The 15,338-nt window shown below is 32.5% G+C and carries 13 protein-coding genes and 3 pseudogenes; 13 read left to right on the top strand and 3 right to left on the bottom strand.

All coding sequences use genetic code 11. From position 1 onward, the window contains the following. Positions 1 to 362 precede the first annotated feature (362 nt). The 5 genes from ACQKNS_RS24440 to ACQKNS_RS24420 all read left to right on the top strand — a co-directional run bounded on the left by ACQKNS_RS24440 (position 363) and on the right by ACQKNS_RS24420 (position 5,057). Complete coding sequence (locus ACQKNS_RS24440) at positions 363 to 800, top strand: hypothetical protein (RefSeq protein WP_427645837.1); 438 nt, start codon at positions 363 to 365, stop codon at positions 798 to 800. 306 nt (positions 801 to 1,106) lie between these two features. Beyond that, positions 1,107 to 3,023 carry a hypothetical protein gene (locus ACQKNS_RS24435; protein ID WP_427645836.1) on the top strand — a complete coding sequence of 639 codons (1,917 nt, stop codon included), beginning with the start codon at positions 1,107 to 1,109 and terminating at the stop codon, positions 3,021 to 3,023. A 237-nt stretch (positions 3,024 to 3,260) separates the two neighbouring features. Next, a complete protein-coding gene (locus ACQKNS_RS24430; protein WP_427645883.1) occupies positions 3,261 to 3,467 on the top strand; it encodes a hypothetical protein in 207 nt (68 codons plus the stop codon). Between the two features lie 313 nt (positions 3,468 to 3,780). Continuing rightward, on the top strand, positions 3,781 to 4,377 hold the full coding sequence (locus ACQKNS_RS24425; RefSeq protein WP_427645835.1) for a hypothetical protein: 597 nt from the start codon (positions 3,781 to 3,783) through the stop codon (positions 4,375 to 4,377). A gap of 371 nt (positions 4,378 to 4,748) precedes the next feature. Then, a complete protein-coding gene (locus tag ACQKNS_RS24420) occupies positions 4,749 to 5,057 on the top strand; it encodes a hypothetical protein (RefSeq protein WP_427645834.1) in 309 nt (102 codons plus the stop codon). Positions 5,058 to 5,122: 65 nt separating this feature from the next. On the opposite strand, the gene ACQKNS_RS24415 is transcribed toward ACQKNS_RS24420, so the two are convergent. Beyond that, a complete protein-coding gene (locus ACQKNS_RS24415; RefSeq protein WP_427645833.1) occupies positions 5,123 to 5,278 on the bottom strand; it encodes a hypothetical protein in 156 nt (51 codons plus the stop codon). A 928-nt stretch (positions 5,279 to 6,206) separates the two neighbouring features. Between ACQKNS_RS24415 and ACQKNS_RS24410 the strand changes: the two genes are divergently transcribed. The 6 genes and pseudogenes from ACQKNS_RS24410 to ACQKNS_RS24385 form a co-directional block, all read left to right on the top strand. Further along, complete coding sequence (locus tag ACQKNS_RS24410) at positions 6,207 to 8,174, top strand: hypothetical protein (protein WP_427645832.1); 1,968 nt, start codon at positions 6,207 to 6,209, stop codon at positions 8,172 to 8,174. Between the two features lie 40 nt (positions 8,175 to 8,214). Then, positions 8,215 to 8,799: a hypothetical protein gene (locus tag ACQKNS_RS24405; protein WP_427645831.1), complete on the top strand. Its 585-nt coding sequence runs from the start codon at positions 8,215 to 8,217 to the stop codon at positions 8,797 to 8,799. Positions 8,800 to 9,183: 384 nt separating this feature from the next. Beyond that, positions 9,184 to 9,399: pseudogene (locus ACQKNS_RS24400) on the top strand (YolD-like family protein); the annotation flags it as partial. Positions 9,400 to 9,441: 42 nt separating this feature from the next. Then, positions 9,442 to 9,885 carry an AAA domain-containing protein gene (locus ACQKNS_RS24395; RefSeq protein WP_427645830.1) on the top strand — a complete coding sequence of 148 codons (444 nt, stop codon included), beginning with the start codon at positions 9,442 to 9,444 and terminating at the stop codon, positions 9,883 to 9,885. A 353-nt stretch (positions 9,886 to 10,238) separates the two neighbouring features. Then, positions 10,239 to 10,379, top strand: coding sequence for a hypothetical protein (locus ACQKNS_RS24390; RefSeq protein WP_427645829.1), 141 nt, complete (start codon positions 10,239 to 10,241; stop codon positions 10,377 to 10,379). 48 nt (positions 10,380 to 10,427) lie between these two features. Then, positions 10,428 to 10,910 (top strand): annotated as a pseudogene (locus ACQKNS_RS24385) (SDR family NAD(P)-dependent oxidoreductase); the annotation flags it as partial. A gap of 69 nt (positions 10,911 to 10,979) precedes the next feature. On the opposite strand, the gene ACQKNS_RS24380 reads toward ACQKNS_RS24385, so the two are convergent. Both ACQKNS_RS24380 and ACQKNS_RS24375 read right to left on the bottom strand, forming a co-directional pair. Continuing rightward, the gene (locus ACQKNS_RS24380; RefSeq protein ID WP_427645828.1) at positions 10,980 to 11,216 is read right to left on the bottom strand and encodes a hypothetical protein; all 237 of its coding nucleotides are present in this window, start codon (positions 11,214 to 11,216) and stop codon (positions 10,980 to 10,982) included. 1,005 nt (positions 11,217 to 12,221) lie between these two features. Further along, positions 12,222 to 13,251, bottom strand: a pseudogene (locus tag ACQKNS_RS24375) (IS4 family transposase); the annotation flags it as partial. Positions 13,252 to 13,863: 612 nt separating this feature from the next. Here ACQKNS_RS24375 and ACQKNS_RS24370 point away from each other — a divergent pair. Both ACQKNS_RS24370 and ACQKNS_RS24365 read left to right on the top strand, forming a co-directional pair. Next, the gene (locus ACQKNS_RS24370; RefSeq protein WP_427645827.1) at positions 13,864 to 14,316 is read left to right on the top strand and encodes a VOC family protein; all 453 of its coding nucleotides are present in this window, start codon (positions 13,864 to 13,866) and stop codon (positions 14,314 to 14,316) included. A gap of 46 nt (positions 14,317 to 14,362) precedes the next feature. After that, positions 14,363 to 15,115, top strand: coding sequence for an SDR family NAD(P)-dependent oxidoreductase (locus ACQKNS_RS24365; protein ID WP_427645826.1), 753 nt, complete (start codon positions 14,363 to 14,365; stop codon positions 15,113 to 15,115). Positions 15,116 to 15,338: the final 223 nt, after the last annotated feature.

Here is a 15,338-nt window from a genome sequence, read left to right as displayed (position 1 = left end):
AGAGGAGAAAATTACGATCAAAGTGAAGATGTAATTGTTCAATTTCTTGCAAATACTTTTGTTCTCTAGGTATGTCCTTTTTGATCAATAGTTTATTTTATCCCTGAATAATAAAAAGAAAGAAAATGTTTAAGAAGGCTTTTAATATGGTAAATGGTGAAGAAACAGTATTTTGGGGCTAAAAATATGAGTGTTTTATTATTTGAGGTGACTTTTACTTTATGACCTTAACTAAAGAGTATCTCCCTATATTGGTAGCAATTGTTGCAGCATCATAAGCATATTTATATGCAAAAAGAAATAATAAACTTAATAATTTTTATGCTCAGGCAAAAGAGAGCTTGGAGGGCATATTAGGATCAATGTATTTTGACTTAAGAATTATTCTCCAAATTGAGGATGAGTTTGAAAAAAACTATGAAATACAAAAATGGTTTAATAAGCATAGTCGTCTTGAGATGACTCTTTTTAAATTGGGTGACCTTAATTTGATAAATTCTTATTTAGATTTAGAAAAGGGTTATAGGAAACTCAGAAACAGAACATATAAAGATCAAAAAGAGTTTTATATTAACTTGGAGCAATTTTACAGCAAGTTAGATAAACACTATTGGAATTCTTTCCAATCTTTATATAATGATTATAACTGGTTTAATACAGTTTTAAATAGACCTTTTCCTGTTAAAATAGCTTTGGAAATAGGGAAACACTTACAGAACTTTAGTGAACTAATATTTTACATAAGTGCTGATACCATATTTTTTGGAATTTACTTTTGGCCGCGATTTCCATTAGTTTAATTGCATTTATAAGTATATTTTTACCTGGCCACTCTAAAAGGAATGAAGTATTCGAAAAAGTCGCGAATTTCATATTATCCCCAGTAAGAAAGTTAATTAAGATATTAAAAAAAGAAAAAATGTAATTAATTGCTTTTATTCAGTTGCATTAGAGTCTGTACTTTAGTAACAAAAAGTTGAGTGTTCTCTGCAGCTTGACTTTTATTTATTGCCAGATTAATGATTTTGGAGAATTTTGTAGAAAAATAATGAGAGAAGTGTTAACACAGGTATGCAAATCTTCAAATACTAGACAGGGGGACTATAATGTCAATATCAGTGGCTAATATGGGCTTCATTCTTCCTATAATACTGTTGCTTCCATTTTTTATCTTGATTAATCGTCATCCTAATAGAATTATTCGTATGGGCTCAAAGATGTTTCTTTTATTGTCAGCAATAGTGGCAATTATTGTTATTCCTCTAGTCGGTATTTTTCAGTTAGGAATAAAGGGTCTCGTTATTCCGCTTGTCCCCTTTTTAAGTCGAGGGGTTACTTGGATACTCGAAAAAACAAATTTATTTAATACTAACTATATGGTTGTTGTCAGAAAAGTACTTCAGCTATCTATTTTTTCTGTTGGTCTGGGGTTAATAGCCATAGCATATGAACAACCGTTAAAGCCAATTGTTGCAACCATTGTAGTAATGACGTTTATTCTATTTGTTAATATTGGAAAATATATAATATCGGGTAATTTGTTTGGCATTGTACTAGCAGTATTTATGATCTCGCAATCGACGGACGCGATGTATACAGTAGTGTTCATTTTTATTGTTGTTATGCTTATTCTTAGATTTTTCGATAAAGTACTTTCTTTTAGTGATCAGGTAAGATCAAGTACAGAAAGTACAGCGGCGATTATTGTTCTTCTTGCATCATATCCGTTAATAATTAAGGGAGGGCTTCAGTTACAATTTGAAGACTTCTTTATCCAGATAGTGGTATTTGTAGGACTTCTTTTTATTTATCTAGGAACAACGTTTTTAATTAATAAAACTAGGATTCCGGGCACGTTGCAGCACTATATTCCCACAGGAATTTCGTTAGCACTTGTATTATTAATTTTGGAATCTATAAAAAACTCAAATATTGCGAATAGTTTCGGAATAATATTCTACTTTTTAATTTCAATTTTTTTAGGGTTAACATTTCTACGAATATTGTCCCCACTAGATAAACTATTACATGTTACAAGTTTACTTAATTCAGCCAATATACTAGAGGCCTTACAATTTTACTTTGGAAAAAAGTTCGGTCAGCTACTATTTATATTTCTGTACGGAAAAAGTCCTCAGTCAATAAAGCCCATCTTCACTTTTATTATGTTGGGAGTCCATATAGTAGGTATATTCTTAATCATTAAACAATTACCCCCTGCAGTAAGCAGTTCTAGTTCACTTAATAATGACTATTTTTACTACACGATGTTATCGGTTTTTTCATCTTTTAGCTTTGTCTTTTCAATTTCAAGGGCAAATGATAAAGAAAAATTAAATACAGGAATGGGCAATGAAGAAGCAATGAACTGTAGCACAGCCATTGCTCTTAATTATTTTTTTACTCTTGTTCCATTCTTGCTAATCGGATACAATTACTTAAACGAAATAGGGTTAGCGGGCATTATCTTTGGAATAGTCTATATCTTTATGATTATTATTAATACTAACTTCGCGTTATGGAGGGATTTTTCAAAGCCTCAGTATAATAATTTTGCAATATCAAGAGGATACCTGTCATTCGCTATTTTAGTACTTCCTCATATTGCTCTAGCAGGTGCTTTTTATTATTTTTTTGATGTAATAAATCCATTAGAAAGTCTTAAGGGAATAATGGGAGTATTTCTTGTGGTTAGTCTAGTTTCCGCAATTGTTGCAAGAGCGATGTCTTATGATAATTTTTTAGGAAGCAAAAAGTTCCGGAAAATATCATTCTGGATTTTAGTTCTATTAATTATTGGGTTAAAACCGCTAACTATGGCCAATGCTGTGTTTTTTCTTTTGATGGGGTTCAGCCGTGAACTAGCTATGCAACTTACATTTTATTTTGAAGTTTCTTTCTTAATGGATATAGTTACTCTGATAATAATTGTTTTGTTGCCGTCTTCAAATGATGAATATAGGAATGTAACGACTCTTGTAAAAGAGTGGAGAAATGAATTGAGGAATCTTAAGAACGTTTAGTTGGAGTTGAGGACTATGAGAATAATCGATTTAATTTATCAAGAAGAGCAAGTATTAATAGAATCTCAACGCAATTTCGGTTTTTGGAAAAAGCAGAAGGAAAGATACAATTACGATAACAGAAGTTGTCAAAGGAGTTAGCGGGATATCAAAGTTTTTACAAACAAACATTGGGGGACTTTGAGTGATCTTGTTTTTGTAAAAAGAGATAACAAACAATTGACTGAAAACACATTGATGTTAGTTTTTAAATATCTAGGGCAGAAAATGAATTTCAAAGATATTCGAGTATCTGCACACACGTTTCGCCATACATTTTGCCATCGGTTTGCAATGTCTGGCATGCTTTATGGATGGTCGGTGGAGCTTTTTACTTTTTTCCCATCAAAAGCTATTAACTTTTGTTCAACTACTAAGGGATTTTTCTTTCATACGCTATTCTGAGACACTCTTCCAGAATAGGGCGCAATTCTTGAATAAGGATTGAAAAAACGCTTGGTTTATCCAAGCGTTTTCTAATATACAATTAGTTCTTATGCTAAATCTATTACGATTTAACAAAGTAATTCTACTGTTATTTTAACTTTTCTCCACCATATTGGAACTACTATTGTATGACAAATACCTTTTAACTTTGACCACATTTTGACCACGAAACATATATAAAGGGATATTATTTATAATTACCTATTCGATTCAAATTAGAAATATAATTTAGTTATGGAAAAAAATATAAAACAATTCAGGAGTTTAATTAATGCGAATAGAAGACGATATAGAGTTGTGTGTAGTAAAAAAAAAATTGGATGAATTTTCAGTTCAGCGAAAACAATTTGTTAAAGATGTAGAGCATAATGATATCTTAATGGTTATTCTAAAAACACATTTATACATTGAAAAAGAAATGATTGAATTAACTGAGGAATTTTTTAAGTTTCCTAAAAAGTTGTCAGAGTATAAGTTTAAAGCTAGACTTAATCTGCTTTATTCACTTGGGATTATTGAAAAACAACTTTATGAACCTATCTCCTCGATAAATGACATTAGGAATAAATTTGCTCATAATTTAACTTATGAATTTACTAAAAAGGATTATAAAAGAATTAAAGACACGTTAAGTAAGGAAACTTTGACGGAATTTAAGAAGGATAAAGATTTTTATAGTACTTTTAATAAAGACATGACTTATATCGATGAAGCTAAAATATTACTTACAAACATATGGGTATCTCTTAAATCAGATGTTCTAATGTCTTTTAAGCATAAACAAATGTTGGCTTCAGAATATTATGAGCACTACTATGATGAAATAAAGAAATACAATTGTGAAGTTGATAGTTCCAAAACAATCTAATTTCACTATCTATTTAAAAGATGGTACAGCATATGAAATCTCCTTATACAAGTGTCAGGCATTGTAAGATAGTTCTAAGCAACACATTGAGAAGGTACATTATGTACCTTCTTTTTTCATGTCTTTATTCTTTCAAATATGAATGTAGAGAGGTTACCCCATTTCCCAAATTACATACCTCCAATTTGAAGTTATATTCTAATACCTAGATTTATTATTTAGTAGGTTTATAAAAACGTTTTTGGCGTAACAATAGGGAACATCTCACAAAAAAAATTTCTGTACACCAAGAGGTGTTATTCATTTTTATTCAAAAAATAGTACAGGAAACATGGGGTAAATCAGATATTATCTAGGGAGTGGATTATCAAATGAGAGAACTTGTAGATTTTCTATTAGAAGACATAGATAACCTTTTGGCAAGGGTTGAACGGCAGGTGGGTGACCCTGCATATGATGACTGTGTTTTGAATGAACTGAACAGCATACTTACCATTATGAAATTAGATATTATTGAATTGGATACATTAGATGATCCCAGTTCAATATTGGAACTTAAAGAAAGCCTGAATAAAATGATTAAAGAAATGGAAAGTGTTATTGCTGATGATTTATATTCACCATTCAGAACTTTAATTTGGGGAATGCAACAAATTATTGATCTAATAAGAACTAACTGACACCCTTATACCTAAAGGTCCATAGCAGGGTTAACCCTGCCAAATCCTCTAGGATAAACTATTTATTATTCTTCACTATCTAGAATACGGAGAGTGGTCTTCATAGCTTCAGTGTTATCTCCTTTTCGTAATTTATCAATAAAATCCATGTAGAGAAGTTCAATGACTCGTTCAATGGCATTGCCATGATTTGGGTGGTCTTCTTCCAAATCAGCAAGCAAGACTTCACCACGCAGGGCATATTTTCGTCTCTTTCTTATATCTAGAATTTCTTATTCTTGATGTTGATTCTTATGAATGAGTTTAAAAATGGAATCCGTTTGTTTTTCCAATACCGTATCTTTACCAGATTCCCGTTCCAGAGTTGTAAGCATTTTAAACATTTTCTTTGGGTTGGATTCTTTTTTGCAAAGTAAAGAAAATCTTCATATAGAAGCTTCATTAAATCGTTTTGTGAAAATGGCATTTCTGATATGTCTTGAATATCTTCGCAGAATATTTCTGCTCTTAAATAACTGTTTAGGGGAACATGTACGGATAATAAGATCACGGATGTTTTATTCATTTTATGTAGCATTTTACCGATAAAGTTAGTTGATCTTATCAGGGATAGTTCTTCATCTATAAGATTCGCTTGGCTATATTTCCCCATTGGTTATGACTCCTAGTTGTTTCTTCTTATAAGCCTCCATAAAGATTCGGTGAGCTGCCTTTCTTATACTGCATCTCCATTCGGTTGCATGTTCTCCTATCTTTTGATAAGTAGCATGATCCACCTTGTAATGGACAGTAGAAAGGAAGTTGGAATAGGTGACGTCAGGCTAAATGAAAAGATTTTCAAGACCAAATAAAAGTACTTCCGTTCCTATTGTAGTTTTAGATCCTTTCCATTGTTTTCGAGATTCACGCAAAATGATTGTTTCGATAAGATCTGTAACTGGAATTTTTATGTCATGAAGCTTATCAGACCGAATTTTTCTTTGTTGAGGTGCCTGGTTTCTTTTTTTAGTATTGGACAGGACCGGGTTTATATGTTTATCTTTTAAATTTCATATAAAAAAACACAAATGATATATAATGATATTGTATAAATAAAAAAATAAATACTGAAACCTTAATTATAAAATGAGGGACTGGAGAATTGTAAGGATGGTATTAGGAAACCCAGAAAGATATAATTTTTATAAATTGGAAAATGAATTAAAAAAAGGTAAAGATAAATTTATTAAATATTTAGATGAAATTTTAATTTCTAATGGAGTCGACAGTGTTATAACTTCATTAAAGGCTTCAGGTCTATCAGTAAATTTTTTTAATAATAGTAAACACAAATCACTTTTTAATGAAATATTGAACCATATTTTAATTCAGCTTGAAAGTGACGATATAAAAAAAATTGAAGATTTTAGAAGGGAAACTTTAATTTTTGATCTTGTATTTAAACAATTCGACCAATTAAGAACAAGTTTTTTTGATAAATATGAAACTATAGATGATAAATATAAAGTGGTTTCTTACTTAATTTCTTTAGAATTATATTTAAAAGGACTAACTGATAAGTCCTTTATATTTGGTGAAAATGCATTGGTGGACGTGTCTAAAAAGAATAAGAATAATTATAGAGAAAAATCAGCTTTATTCGATTCTGCTATTGAGTCTACTGGTATGATACTAAAATATTTTATGCATAAGGAAAATGAATTTAAGGGTAGTAAAAGAAATATATCACCAAGAATTCTAGATGCTTCTTTGACTCATGTAACCTTTAGTGAATATTGGTACCAGTTAAACGATATATTGGAATATTGGAAATACTCAGATGTGAATGTTTCAGTAAAAGATGATGGTAAAGTTTTTTTTGAAATTGTAGATGATAAATTTGAATTGAATAATTTAATTTCCAATGAGAGGTTTAATAATCTTCGTCAAGGTTGGCAAATGAGTGAAATAGGTGAAATGCAAAAAATGCATTATGGAAGAAATGATACACCTTTTGATACCATACTGCCACAAATAACTACACGTCTTAATTATTTGTTTTCAACTTTATACTTTGGTTCTCCACTATTGGAGGAAAAAATAAATAGAATTGAAATAAAACAATGGATTCGTGCATATCAGATATTAATTGATGAAAGTAAGAGGTTTTTAAAGCGACAGAGAACTTTAAATGTGTACAATCTTGATAAAGTTTGCATAAGTAAATCTATCTATAAATGGAAGAAATTCTTCCAACAAAATGGATTTTCAATCGAAGAATCAGAAACAATTATTGAATATTTTACATTTGATAAAAAATCATTAGATTTAATTGATTGTCCATTTGTTAAAATTGATGATAGCTTAATAATCCTACCCTCTTTAACATCTCAAGCAGATGCTTCTAGAGCACTAGCATCTAATTTCCTTAATAAGAATATTAATTTGGATTTTAAGGGTATAGGTTTTGAGGAAAGAAGTAAAGTAGGGTTAGAGATGAATGGTATAAAGAATTCAGGATTATATAAGAAGATTGATAAAACTGAATATGAATGTGATATAGCATTTATTTTAAATAATGATTTAGTCTTTGTAGAGTGTAAAGCACATGTGCAGCCTTATACAACAAGGCAACATGCAAGTCATTTATATAAATTATATAAAGAGACCTCTCAATTAAATAGAATAGCTGATTTTTTCGAGGAAAACTTATCTATTGTAAGAGAGCAACTCAAATTGGATGAGGGTTTTGTTCCAAACAAAGTACATCGAATCTTATTGACTACTTCCATGATAGGAACACCCTTATATGTTAATGGGGTGCATATTATTGACGAATCATCTTTTACTATGTTTATAGATAGGGTTCCGCCATCATTAGAATATTTTGAGAAGGGTTCTTATATAAAGTATCCTAGTACAAAATTTGATATTTACAAGGGAGAACTAACAGCGCAAAAAATGAAAGATTTCTTGAGTTCTCCACCCCAGATAAAAATAACAGAAGAATTGTACCAACAAAAAGAATTATCCCTTGACTTTTTTGATTTTAGGCGAAATCTTAAAGTCAATCATACATTGAATATAGGTGTTAATTTAAATGATTTCGATCGGTCACTTATAGAACAGTATTATTAATTTAATTAGTGTTTTAAAGATAGGAGTGTGAGGAATTCATATGTCCAAAATACCTGCTAAGCCAATTATTGAATTTACGAAAACTGCTGCTCCAAAATTTATTGATTTTGTTAAAAAAAATCCAAAGGAAGTTATAGCCGGATTAGGGGGCGCTGCAAAATTAGGTCAGGAATGGGTAAATGGTAAAGAAGTACGAGTACAAAAAAAACAAAAAAGTGGAAAAGTTCATTATAGAAAAACACAATACTTAAAATATTACAATGAGATATTGCCAAAACTAGATTCATATTCATATATACAATTAAATTCATACACACAAGAAATAGACAATTTTATAAAGCAAATCCATCAAGAAGAAGCAAATGAATTAGTTATTAATAAACCTCTACATTCAAGACGTTCTAAAACATGGAGACAAATCCAAATTCAAATTGAAGATAAAATTAAAACTAAAAACTATGAAGAACTCTTTAAAGCTTATAACTCTCCCTCTTACGAAAGTAATTACTTTGGTGCTAAAGTTATTAATCATATGCGTAATATAGAAAATAAAAATGAGTTATATAAATATATTCATCGGTATACCGAAAGAGATATGAAAGATATAGAGAGAGACTTCTTCTAACTTATTAAAGTAACGGATAACTTTAGTGAAACCAGAACCAAAGAAGCGATTTCATTCTTATTGTAGGGAAAATCGCTTTTTTACATCCAAAAATTGTCTTAGCGTATATTATCTGCGTTTTGACGGTAGAACCTCTTTAAGGTTTTAAAATAACTTTATTGCCTTTTTCAATGGAAAAATCCATTCTCGTAAATAGCCATTTTTCTCCACCTTTCATAAGAACGCTAGTTTGTATATGATAAATGAAAAGGAGAGATCTTTCTAATGGGTACAATTCGTGATAGAGGAATCATTAAATGGCAAGCAGCATTGATGTTACCTGAACATAAAGCATTATATTAAAGAAAGGATAAGGACGATTATTTCTTAAATAAAAAACCTGCCCTAGATGAATACCAAGTTGAAGAATTTGAAAACAACATTCACTATGCGATGGAATATCATTTACCTATAAGTTTTAGATTGCATAACGAGGGAAATCCAATTGAACTGCATGGATACTGTGTGTATATTGATCCTGTCACGAAAGAGCTACGTATTCAGAAAAAAGATAGTTCCTTTGAGAAAATTAAATTTAATGAAGTTATTAATGTAATTTGAGGATTAAAAAAAGCCCTTCTTAAAATTCAGGAGGACTTTGCAGTGTTTTTATTTATATATATGTCTTGTCTATACACGCTTCGATATAATGGTTGTAGATTTATGTTAACAGTCGGGGTCATCACTTTTAATGCGAAACAACAGTCAAAAGTACAAGATGTGATTGAAGCTGTAGCAGCAGAAGATGAAGAATTTAGAACCCTTTATAATGAACTAATGGCACGTGATCTAGATGAACGGCTATTTGTCAAAAACATTGAAAACGTACAAGGAAACGAGCGAGATATCATTATTTTCTCCATTGGCTATGCAAAAAATGAAGAAGGCAAAGTGTACAACCGTTTCGGTTCGCTTAACCAAAGAGGCGGAGAAAATCGATTAAACGTAGCGTTTACACGTGCAAAAGAAGGAATCATCGTGGTTTCTAGTATCGAACCAGAAGACCTAAATATAGCCAACACGTCCGAACACGGGCCGAAGCTATAAAAGTCTTACTTGAAATATGCAAGAGCCGTTTGTTAAAAGCCATTAAATGCCTATCAACCTTTGTGACAGTCCAACATTTAATAAAGAAACAAGAATTATTATGAATAGGAATGATGGGGAATGGCAAAAAGAAACCGAGGAAAATCAATCAGCTACTTGCCTTCAAATGGCAGAGGGACATGCCCACTGTGTGAAAGAACAGGAGTAAAGCTTCTCTACCCGCACAAAACTGAAACAAACCAAACCATCAAAGTCTGCAAAAACTGCCGCCATAAATAAAAATCTCATAGTATAAAAAATCACATTCAGCAATTGACCGTAAAAATGAAACCATGGAAATGGAAGCTATTAATATGGTAAAAGCGCTACAAGCAAGTAACAACCGCACAGAAGCAGAATCAGCTATGGCGAAGGAGAACCTATACTTGGCTCGTCTGCAGAGAGATATTCTCGAGCTTGCGATAACAGATTTAATCGAGAAATATAGTAAATAAAAAACGCCAACATCCATTGGGTGCTGGCGTTACATCTATACGGTAATTCTACAGCAGATAGGAAAGGGACAGGTTGCCAGGCGTTCTGATGGTACGAATATTGAAAATATACGTTCACTGGTACTGTTTACTCGAGAAACCTTTGGGTCAATTGACATTTTGGTTAATAATGCAGGTGGTCCTCCTGGAGGGAATTTTGAACAGATTTCTGATGATGATTGGCAGAAATCCTTCGAATTGAACCTCCTTCGCTATATTCGAATTATTCGAGAAGTGCTCCCGGATATGAAGAAGAGAGGAGGAAGAATTATTAATATTGCTTCCACCTCTATTAAACAGCCGATTCCAGGACTCATTCTTTCTAACACAATCCGTTTGGGGATCGTTGGTCTTACGAAAACGCTTTCTGTAGAATTGGCCCCTTATAATATTTTAGTTAATACGGTTGCGCCGGGCAGAATTGCAACAGAAAGAACGGACCATCTTGATCAGATAAATGCTGATAGACAGGGGATTTCCCGAGAAGAAGTGGTGATTTTATAGGTTTATCACAAAAAAAGTGAAAAACTTTAAAAGAGCAAATTGACTTGAATTATAGAATTAACCTTTTTTCATTAACTCCGTAATATTAATATCCTCATTATAAATCACCTGATCAATACGAAAATCCTCGCTAGCAGCAAAGCTAATTTTGATTTGTTGAATCCATTCATATGCCGTAACGGCAGCAGCCCGATCTGGATCCTTCTTATAATCAGAATTAGGAACAGGGAAGCTCCCACTCTGTAAAAATTTAGTTCCCTTCGAATGTAAATAAACTTTGATATTAATGTTCATTCTTACACCTCATAAGATTCCAGAAGAAAAACTAATTAATTTCCGATGAATTACTGGACGTTAATTTCGAATAATCATAATCTTCATTTGTGGTTAATTATCAATATTTTATAGTAACTACGCAATTTTTCAAAAAGTATATAAGGAGTGTTCCCGATGAAAGTAACAATTATCAAAGGACCATACACAGATCAAAATATTTTTCGTTGTTATAATTATTTAGTAGAACTGTATAAAAGAAAGCATTTAGTTAAGGAGCCAAATCCACGTTCTCTATCCTTGGGCAACTTGGACTACAATAATCCTAAAGACCGGAAGGGCAACGATGGAAGTAACGGACAAGCCAATAGCTCCTCTAGAAGCGAGTGTCTCGTTAGGTATAGGGGATAGTACATTAAGGAAGTGGTGTCTTGCTATTGAACATCATGGATACAATTTCCCAAGAACGGATAATAACAGTAGGGTGTTCTTCGAGAAGGACATGGTTGTACTTCGCCAGTTGAGACAGTTGGTTCGAGTTCAGAATTTAAGCTTGGAGAACGCTTCATTAATTGTTAACAAAGGTTAATGAAGATGCGTCCGAGGAAAAGAACACCGAGATCGCTTTTCCTTCAAACCGTTATGGAGATTAAGTCATACAAGATTTGTTGGATCATATAGAACGGCAAGAAGAGTTTAATAAAAAGCTTTTGCAACGATTAGACGAACAGCAACAATACATAGAAGACGATTAGATAAGCGTGAACAACTTATTCAAGAGAATATAAAGGAATCCCAAGAAACAAAAAAACTCCTCCTGGAAGCCAAGGAAGAGAAAAAGCAGCGTAAAGGCTTTATGAAATTGTTTAGCAAGGATAAAAGGATCTCTCCAAAAAGGGGTACCGCCACATGCCCATCAAGCTAACACCAATGAGTACTTAAAGTAGATCTATTTCTATAAGATAATCGTTCATGCAATTAAAGAAAGACATGCCAAATAAGCCTCCGATAGGTCATTTTTTTGCGCTATGCTGCACTCTTGTGACACATGGTATACTGATAGACAACACCCAATATATCAAAGACTGTCTTTTTCTTATAACGGTGGGATTTTCGCCCGTTTTTCTGTAGGAGGACAAACAGCGAAGTAGAATCTTTGATAGCTCTTGGTGCTTTTTTGTATCGCTTGAAACAGCAGTAAAGAATAGTCTTTGATGATATAAATAGCTTTATATTCACTAAGTACTCGTTTTTCTGGATGAGGAGTAGTTGTCGCATTTGAAGCATGGTAGAAAAACAGAGAAGAATGCTAATCAGTTGACCATAGAGATGACATTCTAATCGTTCTTTTTTGATCTCTTTACAATCATCTATTTCAAAGAAGGATTTCCAAGTTTTAAAGAGTAATTCGATTTGCCAACGTAAGGAATAAAGATCGTGAACATGTTCCGTTGGAACATCTTCGGGTAGAGCATTGGTTATGTATACATTCATAGCACTAATCGTTTACAGCGTTCTTTCATGACAATCCCTTTCTTTTTCTCCTTTAGGGCTTGATTTTCCCACCGTTTTCGGGTTTGTTCTTCCGTAAGTCGGTGGATAATGACTCTAGTCGGCAACTTTTTATACTGGCCAATGTAAACGTCAGAGATCTCATAGGTTTGTCCTGGTTTTAATTGATGCATAATCTTTTCAATATCCATTTGTTTTTTTGACCGTTCCATTTTTGAAGTATTCGGGATTAGAATTTCGCAGATAATTCCGAGAGTTTTAATTTTAAGCGAGAGATATAAAAGGCTCCTTTCTTATCAATTTGATAGAGATCTTTCAAGTCAAAATAACCTAAATCACGTATACATAAGTCACCCATTTCTACCGTTTGTAAGCACGTAGAACCGTAGATTTTATCATTTTGTTTACCAGGTCCTGAGTGAACGTGCAGGAATTGACCACTGAGGAGATCATATTTTAATTGAACCTTTTCGCCAGCTGTATGACTACTGCCTCCAGATCCTTGATAGGCTGAGGCAAACATATCTGGGAGTGATATTACAGAAAGGATAGGGTTTTTTTCGCTTTTGGGGTATTTATTTGCCCTTAGCTTGAAGGGCATGTGACGCTACCCCAATTAGCACTTATTTTTTCGGTGCGAAAGTTGTGTGAATAACAAACATTAATACGCAATTCACACAAATATTACGCATGCGACCAAAATAAAAAAGCAGAGACTTCTCTCTACTCCAATCAAGTGTCTACAAAGTAAGGCTTCTTTGAAAGGTTAATTTGTGTTTTTAGTTTCTCAAAACATGAGTTAGATCGTGCTGGGGGGTACGGTCTAAAAAGCGTGTCTGCACAAGTATAATTAACTGGATTAGCAGTTAACTTAAAGAGGATAACGAGCATACTATCCTCTCTGATTCTGGTTCAAGTTGATTGTTTTACGAAATTTACAAAAAATGGATTTTGTCAGCCGTTTTCAACAAGGAAGCTGAAAAACTAGACCTTTTATTAGTCTCAGCCTTCCTCCTTTGTCTCATTTTTGCATCAGTTTTGGAAAAGTGCATCAAAAAATGCAGAATAATCACGATTTATAGTATTAAATCGAATTAAAAATGTTGGCATGAATATTGCAATAAATACATTGAGAAAGTAAATAAGGAGGATAAAAATGGATAAAGGTAAAGTGGTTGGATTTATTCATAGTGGAATTACTGTAAAAAATTTAGAACGCGCACTAGATTTTTATGTAAATATATTAGGTTTTGAACTTTTATCAACTCAAGTTGCGAATAGTGACTACATTTTTGACATTGTTGAAATCCCCGGATTAAAAGAAATTAATATTGCTTTTGTTCAGATTCCTGGTGGGCATGTAATTGAACTATTAGAATATGTAGGAATTGATACTTATTCAGGAAGTTCACGTTCGTGCGATTACGGAACAGGACATATTTGTTTATTGGTTGAAAATTTGGAAGAAATGTTTAGTGAATTAAAAGCAAAAGGGGTTCAATTTAAGTCAAAAAAAGTAGCCCATATTACAGTGGGTGCTAATACAGGATCGAAGGCTGTTTATATGCTTGATCCGGATGGCTACATTCTTGAGTTAATGGAAAAATAAAAATCACTGTAAAAATTAGAAGCGGAAACAATGAGAGGTGTAATAAATGAAAGATTTGTATGGTAAAAAGGCAATTGTAACGGGTGCAGCACAAGGATTAGGTTTAGCAATGGCGGAAGGGCTTTGTTCACATGGTGTAAAAGTTTGTATTTTAGATATTTCGCCAAATTTGGATCAAACAGTAGAGGATTTAAGAAAAAAAGACTTTATTGTAGTAGGGCTGCATGCTGATTTATCTGATCAAGAACAGATCACCAATGTGTTTAATAAAGCTGTGGAATTATTAGACGGTGAGTTAGATATTTTAGTCAATAATGCTGGTATCCATAAACCAATGCCGGCTGTGGAGTTGCCAGCCAAAGATTTTCAGAGAATATTGGATGTGAATGTAACGACGGTTTTCCAATTATGCAGACTTGCAGCGGAGGAAATGAAAAAGAAAGGAAAGGGAAAAATTATTAATATTGCATCTGTATTAAGTTTTATGGGTGGATTTAATGCGGCTGCATATTCAGCTAGTAAAGGTGCTGTAGCACAATTGACAAAATCGTTATCGAATGAATGGGCAAGTGAGGGAATTAATGTAAATGCGATTGCACCGGGCTATTATGTAACAGAATTAAATCGCCATATTCTTGATGATAAAGAAAGATTGGATTCCTTGGTGAGCCGTATACCTGCAGGACGATTGGGCAATCCAGAAGAACTAGCTGGAACCGTACAATTCCTATCTTCAAACTTATCTAATTATATTAACGGAGCAATTATTCCGGTAGATGGTGGATTTCTCGGAAGATAGGTCAGTTTTCTTTCATTAAAATCAATTCTTTTAAATCATTATCTATATAGTGAAACGAATCTAAAAAATGAGTGAAGGACAATTAATTTTCAACTCTTATTATTTGTAAATTTGCATCATTTATTGTAAAAATGCATCAAAAAAATGAATTCTTACGTAAAATATCATTTAAAATCAGGAAATAAGATTGGCATGAATTTTGCAAAGATTAAGAATGCAAACA

Source organism: Peribacillus sp. NPDC094092 (assembly GCF_050279365.1).
Lineage (GTDB): Bacteria > Bacillota > Bacilli > Bacillales > DSM-1321 > Peribacillus.
Note: the sequence above shows the minus strand (reverse complement) of the source record. Positions and strands in the feature narration are given on the sequence as shown.

Excerpts from the sequence above, each read along its gene's own strand:
- ACQKNS_RS24440 (WP_427645837.1), top strand. The coding sequence starts at position 363 with ATGTATTTTGACTTAAGAATTATTCTCCAAATTGAGGATGAGTTTGAA.
- ACQKNS_RS24435 (WP_427645836.1), top strand. The coding sequence starts at position 1,107 with ATGTCAATATCAGTGGCTAATATGGGCTTCATTCTTCCTATAATACTG.
- ACQKNS_RS24430 (WP_427645883.1), top strand. The coding sequence starts at position 3,261 with ATGTTAGTTTTTAAATATCTAGGGCAGAAAATGAATTTCAAAGATATT.
- ACQKNS_RS24425 (WP_427645835.1), top strand. The coding sequence starts at position 3,781 with ATGCGAATAGAAGACGATATAGAGTTGTGTGTAGTAAAAAAAAAATTG.
- ACQKNS_RS24420 (WP_427645834.1), top strand. The coding sequence starts at position 4,749 with ATGAGAGAACTTGTAGATTTTCTATTAGAAGACATAGATAACCTTTTG.
- ACQKNS_RS24410 (WP_427645832.1), top strand. The coding sequence starts at position 6,207 with ATGGTATTAGGAAACCCAGAAAGATATAATTTTTATAAATTGGAAAAT.
- ACQKNS_RS24405 (WP_427645831.1), top strand. The coding sequence starts at position 8,215 with ATGTCCAAAATACCTGCTAAGCCAATTATTGAATTTACGAAAACTGCT.
- ACQKNS_RS24390 (WP_427645829.1), top strand. The coding sequence starts at position 10,239 with ATGGTAAAAGCGCTACAAGCAAGTAACAACCGCACAGAAGCAGAATCA.
- ACQKNS_RS24380 (WP_427645828.1), bottom strand. The coding sequence starts at position 11,216 with ATGAACATTAATATCAAAGTTTATTTACATTCGAAGGGAACTAAATTT.
- ACQKNS_RS24370 (WP_427645827.1), top strand. The coding sequence starts at position 13,864 with ATGGATAAAGGTAAAGTGGTTGGATTTATTCATAGTGGAATTACTGTA.
- ACQKNS_RS24365 (WP_427645826.1), top strand. The coding sequence starts at position 14,363 with ATGAAAGATTTGTATGGTAAAAAGGCAATTGTAACGGGTGCAGCACAA.